This is a genomic window from Microbacterium sp. SORGH_AS_0888 (assembly GCF_030818905.1).
Taxonomy (GTDB): Bacteria; Actinomycetota; Actinomycetes; order Actinomycetales; family Microbacteriaceae; genus Microbacterium.
In genome coordinates this window covers 3,542,106-3,555,084 of sequence record NZ_JAUTAZ010000001.1, presented here as the reverse complement: position 1 = coordinate 3,555,084, position 12,979 = coordinate 3,542,106, and the positions used below count along the sequence as shown (strand labels likewise).

The following is a 12,979-nucleotide window of genomic DNA, read 5'->3' as shown; positions in this document are numbered from 1 at the left end:
ACGCCATCGCGGACACCACCGGGATCTCCTATACTCGCCCTGTCCGGCTTCCACGACGACGCCGGTGCTCGAAAAATGGGCACGCAGCCGCCCGCGGGGTGCGCGAGACACATACGGCCTCACCTCCGTCCCGTCTCGAAAGGCTCCCCCATGCCCAGCGTCTCCGCGCACGTCGCCACGACCCTCGCCCGCCACGTCGACCACGTGTTCGGGGTGATGGGCAACGGCAACGCCTACTTCCTCGACGCGATCGAGACCGCCACCGACGCGACCTACACCGCCATGCGCCATGAGGCGGGAGGCGTCGCCGCCGCCGATGCCTACTTCCGCGCCAGCGGGCGGCTCGCGGCCGCGACCGCGACCTACGGCGCCGGCTTCACCAACGTGCTGACCGCCCTCGCCGAAGCCGTCCAGGCCCGCGTCCCGCTCGTGCTCGTCGTCGGCGACGAGCCGACCTCCGGCCCTCGCCCCTGGGACGTCGACCAGGTGGCGCTCGCCTCGGCGGTCGGCGCCCGCACGTACACGGCGGGGCGGACGGATGCCGCGGCCACCACCGTGATCGCGATCGAGCACGCGCTGTCCTACCGGGTCCCCGTCGTCCTCGCGATCCCCTACGACGTCGCGCGACTCGAGGCCGGCGAAGCGCCCGAGACGCCGGAGCCGGTCGTGCCCGCGGCCGCCGGGGCCGGGACCGAGTTCTCCCGGGCGACGCTGACGAGCATGGCCGAGGCGTTCGCCGAGGCGCGGCATCCGCTGCTCCTGGCCGGCCGCGGCGCGCACCTCAGCGGCGCCGGTCCGGCCCTCGGCGCGCTCGCCGACGCGACGGGCGCGCTGACGACGACCACTGCGCTCGGTCGGGGCCTGTTCCCCGACGCCCGCTACGACCTGGGCGTCGCGGGAGGCTTCGGCGCGGAGGGCGCGATGGCCCTCGTGCGCGAGGCCGACGTCGCGATCGTCTTCGGCGCCTCGCTCAACCAGTTCACGATGCGCTTCGGCGAGCTGTTCGCGCCGGGCACGCGGGTCTTCCAGGTCGACGTCGCCCCGACGGCCACGCACCCGCACGTCGGCGGCTACGTGCGGGGCGACGCGGCCGACATCGCGCGGACGCTCGTGGAACGGCTGCGCGACCTGTCCGCCGCCCCGAGCGGCTGGCGCGAGCGCGTCGACCTCTCGTCTGCCCGCGCCCACGACGCCGGCGACGGCATCGCACCCGACGGCCGGCTCGACCCCCGCTCGGCGGCCGCGCGCATCGGCGAGCTGCTGCCCGCCGACCGCGTCGTCGTGTCCGACGGCGGCCACTTCATCGGCTGGGCGAACATGTACTGGCCGGTCGCCGCTCCCGACCGCATGCTGATGGTCGGCACGGCGTACCAGTCGATCGGGCTCGGCTTCCCGTCGGTGCCCGGCGCGGCGCTCGCGCGACCGACATCCACGGTCGTCCTCTCGACCGGCGACGGCGGCGGGCTCATGGCGCTCGCGGACCTCGAGTCGGCGGTGCGGGTCGCGGGCGGACGCGGACTCGCGGTCGTCTGGAACGACGCGGCCTACGGCGCCGAGGTGAACCTGTACGGGCTGAAGGGGCTCGCCGAGGCGCCGATGCGCATCCCCGAGGTCGACTTCGCGGGGCTCACGCGTGCGGTCGGGGCGCGCGGCGAGACGATCCGGCGGGTCGAGGATCTCGAGGTGCTCGGCGAGTGGGCGGACACACCGGCATCCGAGCGTCCGTTCCTGCTGCTCGATCTCCGTGTCTCCGAGCGTGTGATCGCGCCGTATCAACAGGAGATCATCCGCGTGAACTCGTGAGGCGGGAATGCCGGGGGACTCCCGCGCGCTGTGCATGGGGCGCAGAATGGTGGCGCGAGGAACGGGGAGCGCATGGCAGGTCTCGAAGTCACGGTCATGCTCGGGCTGGCGATCGTCGTCGGCACCGTGCTCGCCCCGCGCCTGCGGATGGCGACGCCCCTCGTGCTGCTCGTGATCGGCCTTCTGCTGGGCTTCGTGCCGGCGCTGCGGGAGGTGCAGCTGCCGCCCGAGACGGTGCTGCTGCTGTTCCTTCCGGTGCTGCTGTTCCGCGAGAGCTGGACGACCTCGCTGCGCTCGGTCCGGCGCTCGCTGCGCTACATCGTGCCGATGAGCACGCTGCTGGTCGTCGCCTCCGCGTTCGCCGTCGCCGGCATCGCGGCGGCGATGGGACTCCCCTGGCCGGCCGCGCTGATCCTCGGCGCCGCCGTCGCCCCGCCGGATGCGACGGCGGTCGGCGCGCTCGGTCGGCTGCTGCCCACACGCACACTCATGAAGCTCAAGGCCGAGAGCCTCACCAACGACGGCACGGCGCTGGTCATCTACGCCATCGCGGTCTCGATCGCGGTCGGCGGTCAGGTCACGCCGCTGACGGTGACGGCCACGGTCCTGCTGTCCTACCTCGGCGGGGCGGCGGCCGGGATCGTGACGGCGGCGCTGGCCGCGGCGGCGCTGCGGCGGATGCACGCGAGCCTGACGATCAACCTCACGATGCTGCTGGTCCCGTTCGCGGCGTTCCTGCTCGCGGAGCTCATCTCCGCGTCCGGCGTGCTCGCCGTCGTGTTCGCGGGGCTCATCGTGGCCTGGTTCGCCCCGCGGATCACGACCGCGGCGTCGCGTCGGCAGGCGGATGCCGCGTGGCCGCTCGGTGTCTACGCGCTCAACGGCGCGCTGTTCGTCCTGATCGGCCTCGAGGTGCAGTTCGTCCTGCACGACATCTCGCCCAGTGAGATCGGGTGGCTGCTGCTCGTGACGGTGGCCGCGTGGGTGGCGCTGCTGGTCGTGCGGTACCTGTTCCAGATGCTGTTCTCGCCGTTCACGAGCGGGCGCCCGAGCGGGTCGACCGCCGGCAGCCGTCACCGGGCGCGGGTCGTGAGCACCATCGCGGGCTTCCGCGGCGCGGTGTCACTCGCCATCGCGCTCTCCGTGCCGCTGTCGACGGAGGCCGGTGCTCCGCTCGCCGGACGCGACGCCGTCGTGTTCGTCACGGCCGGGGTGATCGTGCTGAGCCTGCTCGTGCAGGGACCGCTGCTGCCCGCCGTCGTGCGGTGGGCACGGCTGCCCGGAGACGGCGCCGAGCAGGACGAGCTCGAGATCGCCCAGCGCGCGATCTCGACCGCGGCGCTGGCCGCGCTGGACGAGATCGCCGAGGCGGAGCACATCCACGACGACGTCCGCGACCGCGCGCGCCGTGAGGGCTACGAGCAGCTGGAGCTCGCGAACGCGAAGGCGCTGGCGCGTCAGCGCGCCGCGGAGGATGCGGCGATCGCGGCGCTCGAGTCGATGCTCGAGGACGACTCCGCGGATGTCGCACCGACTCCGCCGCTGGGCGGATCCTCCTCGTCGGGCTCACTCGAGATGCTCACCGCGCAGGGCCCGGTCGACCTCGCGCAGCGCTCGCCGCTCACCCGGCACGAGGAGGCGACGCGCCTGAAGCTCGCGCTGATCCAGCGCAAGCGCGAGGTGCTGCTCAAGCTCCGCCGCGACGGCACGGTCGACGACCTCATCGTGCGGCGACTGCAGGCCAGCCTCGACGTGGACGAGATCCGCCTCCGCGGCCCCGAACGCTTCGACTAGACCGCGAGACCAGTCCTCCGCGCCGAGACCGGCGAGAAAACCACCGGTCTCGGCGGGCGAGACTGGTCTCGCGGTCAGTGGGCGGGGAGCAGTGCGGCGTCGAAGAACGCGGCGAGGGCGTCGGTCGCCGACAGCGGCAGGACGTGCGCGACGTACTGGTCCGGACGCACGACCACCACCACGCCGTCGCGGGAGAGCCCGCGCTCGGCGAAGACGTCGCTCTCGTTCCAGCGGCTGGGCCCGGCCGTGAAGACCTTCTCCCAGTCGGTCACCCCCAGCGTCCCGTTGCGGGGCCGGAACACGGCAGGCACGGTCTTGACGTCGACCCGGTCGAAGGGCTGCTGATAGATCGCCTTCACGTCGAAGACGGCGTCGAGCGGGTCTCCCGCCGGCGTGAACCGCCGCACCGGGGACTGCTCGGACGCATCGAGCCAGGCAGCCCAGCGGGCCAGGGCCGAGTCGGCGCCGAGTCCGTCCGCATCCGCGAAGGCATAGATGCGCCAGCGCCCGTCGGCGCGCGCGTGGTGGCCGAGGTGCACGACGTTGCCGTCGCAGGCGCGTACGACGGGCGAGGACGCGAACCGCTTCCCCACCGGGAAACCCGTCGCGAGCTCCTGCGCCGGCCGGGCCGCCACGATCTCGGACGGTCCGTACTGCGTCATGAACCCGGAGGGGAACTCCGCCGTCGCCAGGTAGTAGGTCGCGAGGTCCTCGGGGTCCGAGATCTCCTCGGGCTTGCGCGCCATGAGCGTCGACCACTCCTTGTCGAAGTCGATGAGCTGCTGCGCGACGGGCTGGCGCTCGGCAGAGTACGTCTCCAACAGCGACTCCGGGCTGCGTCCCGTGAGCACGGAGCCGAGCTTCCACCCGAGGTTGAAGCCGTCCTGCATCGACACGTTCATGCCCTGCCCCGCCTTCGCGCTGTGCGTGTGGCAGGCGTCCCCGGTGAGGAACACACGCGGGGCGAGGGATGCGTCATCCGCCATGTCGTCGAAGCGGTCGGTGACGCGGTGGCCGACCTCGTAGACGCTGTGCCAGGCGACGTCCCTCACCTCGATCGAGTACGGGTGCAGGATCTCGTTCGCGCGGCGCACGATCTCCTCGATCGGCGTCTGGCGCACGCGGTGGTCGTCGTCGGCGGCGACCTCGCCGAGATCGATGTACATGCGACTCAGATAGCCGCCCTCGCGCGGGATGTGGAGGATGTTGCCGGCGTCGGCGTTGATCGCGCACTTGATGCGCCAGTCGGGGAAGTCGGTCTCGACGACGACGTCCATGACGCCCCAGGCATGCTGCGAGACGTCTCCGACATGGTGGCGCCCGATCGCCGTGCGCACGGCGCTGCGCGCGCCGTCGCACCCCACGACGTAACGCGCACGCACGACGCGCTCGGAGCCGGAGGCCTCGCGCAGCCGCACCGCCAGTGGGAAGGACTGGGTGTCGTCCCGCTGAAGCCCCAGGAACTCCACCCCGTAGTCGGGCACGATCCGGGCCGGGCCGTGCGCGGCCGCCTCGGCGAAGTAGTCGAGCACGCGCGCCTGGTTGACGATGAGATGCGGGAACTCGCTGATGTCGAAGGCGTAGTCGGCGGTCCGCGAGCGGCGCACGATCCGGCTCGGGTCGTCGGGGTCCGGGCCCCAGAAGTTCATCCAGCCGATGTTGTAGGCCTCGGCGACGATCCGCTCGGCGAATCCGAACGCCTGGAACGTCTCGACGCTGCGGGGCTGGATGCCGTCGGCCTGGCCGAGGACGAGGCGCCCCTCGCGCTTCTCGACGATGCGCGTGACGACGCTCGGGTACTGCGAGAGCTGGGCGGCGAGCAGCATCCCGGCGGGACCGGACCCGACGATGAGGACGTCGACCTCGTCCGGGATGTCGGCGGGCCGGTCGAGAGCGGTGCCGGCGGCGGGCTGCACGCGCGGGTCTCCGGAGACGTAACCGTTGTGGTGGAACTGCATCGTCATCGATCCTTTCCGGCGGCGGTGCCGGGTCTTGCAGGTGAGCCAAACGTGTTCTATATTCGAACTCATCGTTCTACTTCTGAACATGATCGTAGACAACCGGCGACCCGGTGGCAATCCCGTGCGCCGCGCCCGCGACAAGGAGCCCCATGGCCACGACCACGCCGGCCTCGCAGACGCTCAGCCGCGGCATCCGGGTGCTGGAGCTGCTGGCGGAGGAGCGCGACGCGCTCGCGATCGACGAGCTCGCCCGTCGGCTGGGCGTGCACCGGTCGATCGTGTACCGGCTGGTGCGCACGCTCGAGGACCACGGGCTCGTCGGCCGCGACCCCCGCGGCCTCGTCGCGCTCGGCCCGCGGGTCGCCGCTCTCGCCGCCGGCGTGTCGCACGATCTGCAGAGCGAGGCGCTCCCCGAGCTGACGGCGGTCGCGAACGATCTGGGCATGACGTGCTTCCTGGCCGTGCTCGACCGCGACGAGTGCATCACGATCGCGAGCGTCGAGCCGAGGCACGCGGTCGCCTCCGTCGCCCAGCGCCCTGGAGCGCGGCATCCGATCACCGTCGGAGCTCCGAGCAAGGCGATCCTGTCCGCTCTGTCCCCCGCGGCCTGGCCGGAAGGGATCGACGCGGCGCTGCGCGCCGACGTCGAGGCTGCCGCGGTGCGCGGTCACGCGACGAGCCACGACGAGGTCATCCCGACGGTGACCTCCGTCGCCGTGCCGCTCGCGCTGCGCGCACCCCAGCGCCCGGCCGCGATCGCCGTCGTGTCGGTGGGTGCGGTCGCCGACGAGGCGGCCGTCGCCGCGCGTCTCGCGCGATCCGCCACGACCATCCGCAACGCCCTGGGCGGCTGAGCGCGCCGTGAGCGGACCGCCCCGCGGTCGCCTTCCCCCCCCCGGGCGTCAGCGCTCGCGGTCGAGAAGGTCACGGACGCGATCCTGCGCCGGTCCCAGATCGTACGAGCCGACGAGGGCCGCGGCCATGCGCACGGGGTCGCCGAAGAAGAACTGCTCGTAGAGCGTCTGACGACCGGCAAACCCCGACACCGCGGCGTCGGCGGCGAGCCGGAACAGGGCGGTGCGATCCACCGCGCCGCACGTGGCGGACTGCAGGTACAGCTCGAGATCGCCATGGGCGTCGGCCGCGAAGTCCGCCTCGGACGGCGTCGCCATGAGCCCCGACGCACCGAAGGTGCGCACGATCTCGGTCAGCCGCGGCGCCACGTGCGTGGGGTACCAGTTGCGTGCGGCGTTGAGGGTCTCCCACCGGGGCAGGAACACGCCGTGCTCGTTGGACGTGCCCTCCACCTCCGCCGCCCGCAGCAGCGCGCGCTCGATCTCGACGTAGGAGATGAGCTCGGCGATCTGCTGCTGGATGTGGGCGAAGCCCGAGATGCCGATCGCCTCGGCCATGGACGACGCGAGACCGAGGAAGAACTCCGTCTTGGCGAGCGTTCGCGTCACCACCTGATGCGTCATGAGAGCGCCCGCCCCGGTCTCGCTGTACAGCGTGTTGCAGAGCTCGGGGCGTCCGAGGAGGAAGACCCGCTCGCTCGGCACGAACACGTCGTCGAAGACGGCGATGGCATCCATCTCGTCGAAGCGCGAGGCGAGCGGCTCGTCGAAGGCGCCGCCGCCGCGATGGAGCGAGGATCGGCAGTGGAAGCGGAGGCCGGGCGCGTCCGTCGGCACCGCGAACGCGAAGCTGTACGGCGCATCCTCGGGCGCGTTGCGGAGCACGGTGGAGGGCAGCACGAGGAGCTCGTCGGCGATCGGCGCGGCCGTGGCGAGCAGCCGCGCCCCGCGCACGACGATCCCGTCGGACCGCTCGTGGACGATGTGCGTCGCGAGCGCGCCGTCGCCCTGCCGCACCGCGGGCACGGCGCGGTTGACCTGCGGCGGGACGAGCGTGTGCGCCAGCAGCAGGTCCTCCTCGCGCATCCGGTCGGCGTAGCGCAGCATCCGCTCCGCGAACACGTCGCCCGCACGCGCGAAGAACGCGGGGGCCGCGCCGAAGGCCGTCAGCGCGGAGGCGAGGTAGTCGGGTGTGCGGCCGAGGAACCCCGCCGAGTCGCGCGCCCAGACCTGCATCCCGGCGCGACGGCGGACGAGGTCGTCGGTCGTGCGCGGGGCGAGGAAGGACACGGGCACCGGCTCCCCGGTGGCCGGCGAGGGGAAGGTCAGGTCCCCGCGGTGCGCGGGATCGTGCTGCAGGTCGTAGAGCCGCGCGAACGAGCGCGCGACGGACGAGAACGCGGGATGCCGCGACACGGCGGAGGTGACGACCTCGCCATCGATGTGGATCTCGGTCGTGCGATCGTCGAGTCGGGCGAGGTACTGGGAGCCGGTGCGGGCGGGCATGTCGTTCCGATCGTGGAGGGCGGGACGGGTCAGAAGATGAGCTCGTGACCGCGGGGGGCCTCCGGGACCGTCGTGAACTGCCCGTTGACGAAGCCCAGGGCATCGCCGGAGCGGTAGGCGAAGGCGCAGACCTCGCCGACGAAGAGCGTGTGGTCGCCGCCGTCGTACTGGGCCCAGGGCGCGCACTCGAACCAGCCGAGCACGCCCGCGAGCCGTGGCGCGCGCTCGCCCTCCTCCCAGACCGGGTCGATCTGAGGGCGCCCCGCGAAGTGCAGCGCGAGCGCCTGCTGCTCGGCACCGAGGATGTTGATCGCGAACGGGCCCTCGCCCAGCATCTCGTGCGTGCGGACGGTGCGCTGGATGGAGACCAGCACGAGCGGGGGCTCCATGGACACCGAGGTGAACGAGTTCACCGTGATGCCGTGTCGGAGCGGCTCCCCGGTCGCATCGACCGTGTCGAAGGTCACGACCGCGACACCGGTCACGAAGCGGCCGAGGCCGCCCCGGAAGAAGTGCGCCGTCGGGCGGAAGAGCGCCGACTCCGGCGGGAACGAGCCGATCGTGGTCATCATCATGTCGCGGTCCTCTCTGACCTGGTCGCTCCATGCTGCGCCCCCGACGCGCCCCGGGTCTGGTGCGTCCGCGAGCGACGCTTGGCTCTGAGCGCCGCGATCCGCTCTCGCCCGCACGAGCGGGGCGCGACCTAGCATGGTGGGAACGCGGGTGCGGGCCGGCCGCACCGATCACGACGATGTGAGGGAGACGCGCATGGAACCGTCCCATCGAGCCGAGATCCTCCCGGGGCTCATCCGCGAGCAGGCCTGTGCCCGCGAGGAGTGGCAGGCGATCGCCTCGCGGTCGTTCGTGCCGCTGCTCGTGGATGCGCCGCGCGCCGCGCCGTTCCATGCACGGCTCGAGGGTCGCGTCAACGACGGCGTGCTGTTCTCGACGATCCGGGCGAGCGGGCACTCGGTGACCCGTTCCCCCGAGCTCGTCGCCGCGTCATCCGAGTCCTACGTCAAGCTCACGCTGCAGCTGAGCGGCGCCGGGCTGCTCGCACAGGACGAGCGCACGGCCACGCTGGCGCCGGGCGACATCGTCCTGTACGACACGAGCCGGCCCTACACGCTCGAGTTCAGCGAGGACATCGCGGCGGTGGTCGTGATGTTCCCGCACCGCATGATCAACGTCGACGCGACGATCCTGCGCGGGCTGACGGCCGTGCGCATCCCCGGCGACCAGGGTTTCGCCCGCGCGATCGGGCACTTCCTCGCGGGGCTCGCGAGCGCGCTGCCGTCCCTCGACGAGGCGACAGGGCTCCAGGTCACCCACAACACGATGGACCTCATCGCCACCATGGTCGGGCACGAGCTCCGTGACGCACCGTGGTCGGATCCGCACGCCGAGATCCTGTTCCGCATCGACCGGTACATCAACGCGCACCTCGCCGATCCCGATCTCGGGCCGGAGCGGATCGCCGCGGCGGCCTACATCTCGACCCGGCACCTGCACACGCTCTTCCAGCGACGCGGCACGACGGTCTCGCACTGGGTGCGCGACCGTCGGCTCGACCACGTGCGGCGGGATCTGCGCGACCCGCGCCGCGCCCGCGACGGCGTCGCCGCGATCGCAGCGTCCTGGGGCTTCACCGACCCGTCGCACTTCAGCAAGCTGTTCCGCGCCGAGACGGGCACCTCGCCGAGCGCCTACCGGGCCGGGGACTGACCCCGAGGTCCTCGCGGACGGCGACGGGACGGAGCACGCGCCCCGTCCCGTCGCCGTCGTCCTCAGACCCGCACGAGCTCCTCGGCGGCGAAGGTCAGCACGGTGGCACCGCCCGTCGCGTAGTTCGGCACGTCCGCCTGCACGGCCGCGCCCTCGGGCGAGCCGAGCGCCGCCCCCAGCGCCTCCGCCGAGTCGAAGACCGCCTCGAAGACCGCGAAGTACGGCGCCGGCTCCGGTCCGTCGTCCACACGGAGCGAGAACGTGATCTCCCGCACCCCCGGCAGCTTCTCGCACAGCGGCAGGTGGACGGACCGGTAGTGCTCCTCGAAGGCGACCCGATCGAGGGGCTCGGGGTAGAGGACCATGAGCTTATGCACCGATGTGCTCCTTCCGGGCGTTGCGGGAGATCGCGGCGGCCGCGATCTCGGGTGAGCCGAGCACAGTGTCCCACTGCGCGACCGGATCGTTGAAGTTCTGGGTGAACTCGTCCGCGAGCGATCGCGACGTGCTCATGGCTCCGAGCAGGCCGATGAGGTGATCCGCGGGCGGCACCTGCACCATGAGGTTCGTCCAGTCGCTCACCTTCTCGACCCGCTCGCGCCGACGCTCCGCCGCGCGGCGGCCGAGGTCGGCGCCGAACCCGCGGTCCTCGAGGATCTCCTGGCCGACGGTGTACCCGGAGTAGGACGCCGAGTTGCCGCCCTGACCGATGACCGGATCGAGGACGGAGTGCACGTCACCGGCGGCGATCACGACCGTGCCGTTCTCGAGCACCCGGTAGTCGTTGCGCAGGACCGGGGTCACCGCGCCCTGCAGCAGGTCCTGCGGCCGTGCCAGCGCGAACGAGGCCTCGTCCACCCGCCGCGCGACCGTGGGATGGTAGGCGCGCAGCTTCTCGAGCACGAGCCGGCGGAAGGCCTCGGGGTCGTCGTCGTAGCGGGCGTCGGCGAGCACCTCGGTGTCGCCGCCGATGATGTTCTCGAACAGCAGCGCGTGCGTGTGCCCCGCGAAGCTGAACAGCGGGATGTCGAGCAGCTCGCCGTGCCCCGGCGCGATGCTCAGCGTCACGCTCCTCGTGTCCTCGTCCTCGACGCCGTGCCACAGCGCGACCATGAGCCGGCGCTGCGGAGACGTGTAGGGCGACTTCGCCCGGTTGACGCCGAAGAACTCCCCGAGCGACCGCTTCCCGGAGGCGACCACCAGTGCGTCGTGGCCCGCGCTCAGCGCGTCCAGGTCCTCCGCCTCGACGGAGCGGATCTCGATCCGGCCGCCGCGGTCCTCGAAGTCGCCCATGAGCGCGGGCTGGTAGATGCGGTAGTCGACGGCCCGCGAGGGGCTGGCGAAGTCGCCGCGGAAGAAGAGGTCCGCTCCACCGCCGACCCAGTGGTGATGGCAGAAGTAGCCGAACTCCTCGACCGGCCAGTGGTCGACCCCGAGCTCCCGCTCGCGGGCCACCGTGACGGCGTGGTGGGCGACGCTGTTGGGCAGACGTCCCGCCGCGACCTGCTCGGCGGTGCGGTCGGTGTAGATGGTGACGGGGATGTCGTGCTGTCGGAGCAGCAGGCCCAGATGCAGGCCTGCCGTCCCGGCGCCGACGATGCCGATGTTCGTCATAGCAGCTCCTTCGGATGCGTCCGCGCGGCGCTTCGCTGCAGCCGCGCGTGCCGCCGACGGTAGCCCGCCGAGCATGCCGTGCGGAACGTCGCGCCTCCGGGACGGGCGCCCACGCACCAGATGACCGCGTCGACGGACCAGGCCGCGCGGATGTGCACGCTGCGACCAGTCCCGTGCACGTCGCGACCACGGGCGACGGTCGTCGCCGACCGAGAATGGCCCCAGGCGGCGGGGCGCGTCCGCTCCGCCCGTGCGTCGATCGAGGAGGATCACCATGACCCGAACCACCGCTTCCCGTCCGCTGCTCGAGCGCATCACGGTCGCAGAGGGCGAGGGCCGGGCGATCCAGGATGCCGCGACCCGCGAGGTGATCGGCCACGCACCCGTGCACACGACCGAGGACCTCGACCGTGCGATCGCCGCCGCGCGCGCGGCGCAGCCCGCGTGGGCTGCGCTCGGGCACGCCGAGCGCAGCCGCATCCTGCGCGCGATCGCCGATGACATCGAGGCCGAGGCCGAGGATCTGGCCCGCCTTCTGTCGCGCGAGCAGGGCAAGCCGCTGAACGGGCCGAACGCACGGTTCGAGGTCGGCGCGTGCGCCGTGTGGACCCGCAACGCCGCCGACACCCCCCTCGAACCGGAGGTCGTGTTCGAGGCGGGCGCCTCTCGCGCGGAGGTGCACTACGACCCCCTCGGTGTGGTCGCGGCGATCGGCCCGTGGAACTGGCCCATGATGATCACGGTCTGGCAGATCGCACCGTCGCTGCGGATGGGCAACACGGTCGTCGTCAAGCCGAGCGAGCACACCCCGCTCTCCGTGCTCGCCCTCGTCGACGTGTTCGCCCGTCACCTGCCCTCAGGCGTGGTCGCCGCGGTCTCGGGCGACCGCGAGGTGGGCGCCGCGATCGCCGGGCACGAGGGCGTCGACAAGGTGATGTTCACCGGATCGACCGCGACCGGGCGCCGCATCGTGGAGTCCTCCGCCCAGAACCTCGCGCGGCTCACGCTGGAGCTCGGCGGCAACGACGCGGGCATCGTGCTTCCGGACACGGATGTCGCGGCCATCGCGCAGGACCTGTTCTGGGGAATCTTCATCAACACGGGACAGACCTGCGCCTCGCTCAAGCGCCTCTACGTGCACGAGTCGCAGTACGAGCAGGTCGTGCAGGCCCTCGCCGATCTGGCCGCGTCGACTCCCATGGGGCACGGGCTCGACGAGGCCAACGTGCTCGGGCCGTTGCAGAACGAGACGCAGTTCCAGATCGTGTCGAGGCTCGTCGACGACGCCCGTGCCCGCGGCGCGCGCATCGTCGCGGGCGGGCATCCCGCCCCCGCCCTGGGCCCGCTGTTCTTCGAGGCGACGGTCGTCGCCGACATCGACGACGCGGCGCCCCTGGTGGTCGAGGAGCAGTTCGGGCCGGTGATCCCGGTGCTCGCCTACACCGACGTCGAGGAGGCCGTGCGCCGGGCGAACGACTCCGCGCAGGGCCTGGGCGCCTCGGTCTGGTCGCAGGACCTCGACGCCGCCAAAGCCGTCGCCGCCCGGCTTCAGGCGGGGACGGTGTGGATCAACCAGCACGGCGGGCTCAACCCACAGGTTCCGTTCGGCGGGGTCAAGGCGTCGGGGTACGGCCAGGAGTTCGGCGTCGCGGGGCTGAAGGCGGTCGCCGCCCCGAAGGTGATCTCGTACTGACGAGGCGGCCGGTGGCGGCTGCACACCGG

10 protein-coding genes are annotated in these 12,979 nt (G+C 72.3%); 5 read left to right on the top strand and 5 right to left on the bottom strand.

Annotated elements, in window-relative coordinates:
* Positions 1-150: 150 nt before the first annotated feature.
* Together QE381_RS17420 and QE381_RS17415 are read left to right on the top strand one after the other, a co-directional pair.
* Positions 151-1,803, top strand: a complete 1,653-nt coding sequence (locus QE381_RS17420; RefSeq protein WP_307220224.1) for a thiamine pyrophosphate-binding protein — start codon at positions 151-153, stop codon at positions 1,801-1,803.
* Between the two features lie 72 nt (positions 1,804-1,875).
* The gene (locus tag QE381_RS17415; RefSeq protein WP_307220222.1) at positions 1,876-3,597 is read left to right on the top strand and encodes a Na+/H+ antiporter; all 1,722 of its coding nucleotides are present in this window, start codon (positions 1,876-1,878) and stop codon (positions 3,595-3,597) included.
* 74 nt (positions 3,598-3,671) lie between these two features.
* Here QE381_RS17415 and QE381_RS17410 read toward each other — a convergent pair whose 3' ends face one another.
* On the bottom strand, positions 3,672-5,555 hold the full coding sequence (locus tag QE381_RS17410; RefSeq protein ID WP_307220589.1) for an FAD-dependent monooxygenase: 1,884 nt from the start codon (positions 5,553-5,555) through the stop codon (positions 3,672-3,674).
* 152 nt (positions 5,556-5,707) lie between these two features.
* On the opposite strand from QE381_RS17410, the gene QE381_RS17405 reads away from it, so the two are divergent.
* Complete coding sequence (locus QE381_RS17405) at positions 5,708-6,412, top strand: IclR family transcriptional regulator (protein WP_307220220.1); 705 nt, start codon at positions 5,708-5,710, stop codon at positions 6,410-6,412.
* A gap of 48 nt (positions 6,413-6,460) precedes the next feature.
* On the opposite strand, the gene hpaB is transcribed toward QE381_RS17405, so the two are convergent.
* A complete protein-coding gene (gene hpaB, locus QE381_RS17400) occupies positions 6,461-7,918 on the bottom strand; it encodes a 4-hydroxyphenylacetate 3-monooxygenase, oxygenase component (protein ID WP_307220219.1) in 1,458 nt (485 codons plus the stop codon).
* 29 nt (positions 7,919-7,947) lie between these two features.
* On the bottom strand, positions 7,948-8,493 hold the full coding sequence (locus QE381_RS17395) for a flavin reductase family protein (RefSeq protein WP_307220216.1): 546 nt from the start codon (positions 8,491-8,493) through the stop codon (positions 7,948-7,950).
* A 193-nt stretch (positions 8,494-8,686) separates the two neighbouring features.
* Here QE381_RS17395 and QE381_RS17390 point away from each other — a divergent pair, with 193 nt between their 5' ends.
* Entirely contained in the window at positions 8,687-9,643 is a 957-nt protein-coding gene (locus QE381_RS17390) for a helix-turn-helix domain-containing protein (protein ID WP_307220214.1), read from the top strand.
* A 62-nt stretch (positions 9,644-9,705) separates the two neighbouring features.
* Here the strand turns inward: QE381_RS17390 and QE381_RS17385 are convergent, their stop codons facing one another.
* Both QE381_RS17385 and QE381_RS17380 read right to left on the bottom strand, forming a co-directional pair.
* Positions 9,706-10,020 carry an EthD family reductase gene (locus QE381_RS17385; RefSeq protein WP_307220212.1) on the bottom strand — a complete coding sequence of 105 codons (315 nt, stop codon included), beginning with the start codon at positions 10,018-10,020 and terminating at the stop codon, positions 9,706-9,708.
* Positions 10,013-11,257 (bottom strand): styrene monooxygenase/indole monooxygenase family protein, encoded by a 1,245-nt coding sequence (locus QE381_RS17380; RefSeq protein WP_307220210.1) that lies wholly within the window; start codon positions 11,255-11,257, stop codon positions 10,013-10,015. The genes QE381_RS17385 and QE381_RS17380 overlap by 8 nt, the downstream gene beginning before the upstream one ends.
* Positions 11,258-11,531: 274 nt before the next feature.
* Between QE381_RS17380 and QE381_RS17375 the strand changes: the two genes are divergently transcribed.
* Positions 11,532-12,950 (top strand): aldehyde dehydrogenase family protein, encoded by a 1,419-nt coding sequence (locus tag QE381_RS17375; protein ID WP_307220208.1) that lies wholly within the window; start codon positions 11,532-11,534, stop codon positions 12,948-12,950.
* Positions 12,951-12,979 lie beyond the last annotated feature (29 nt).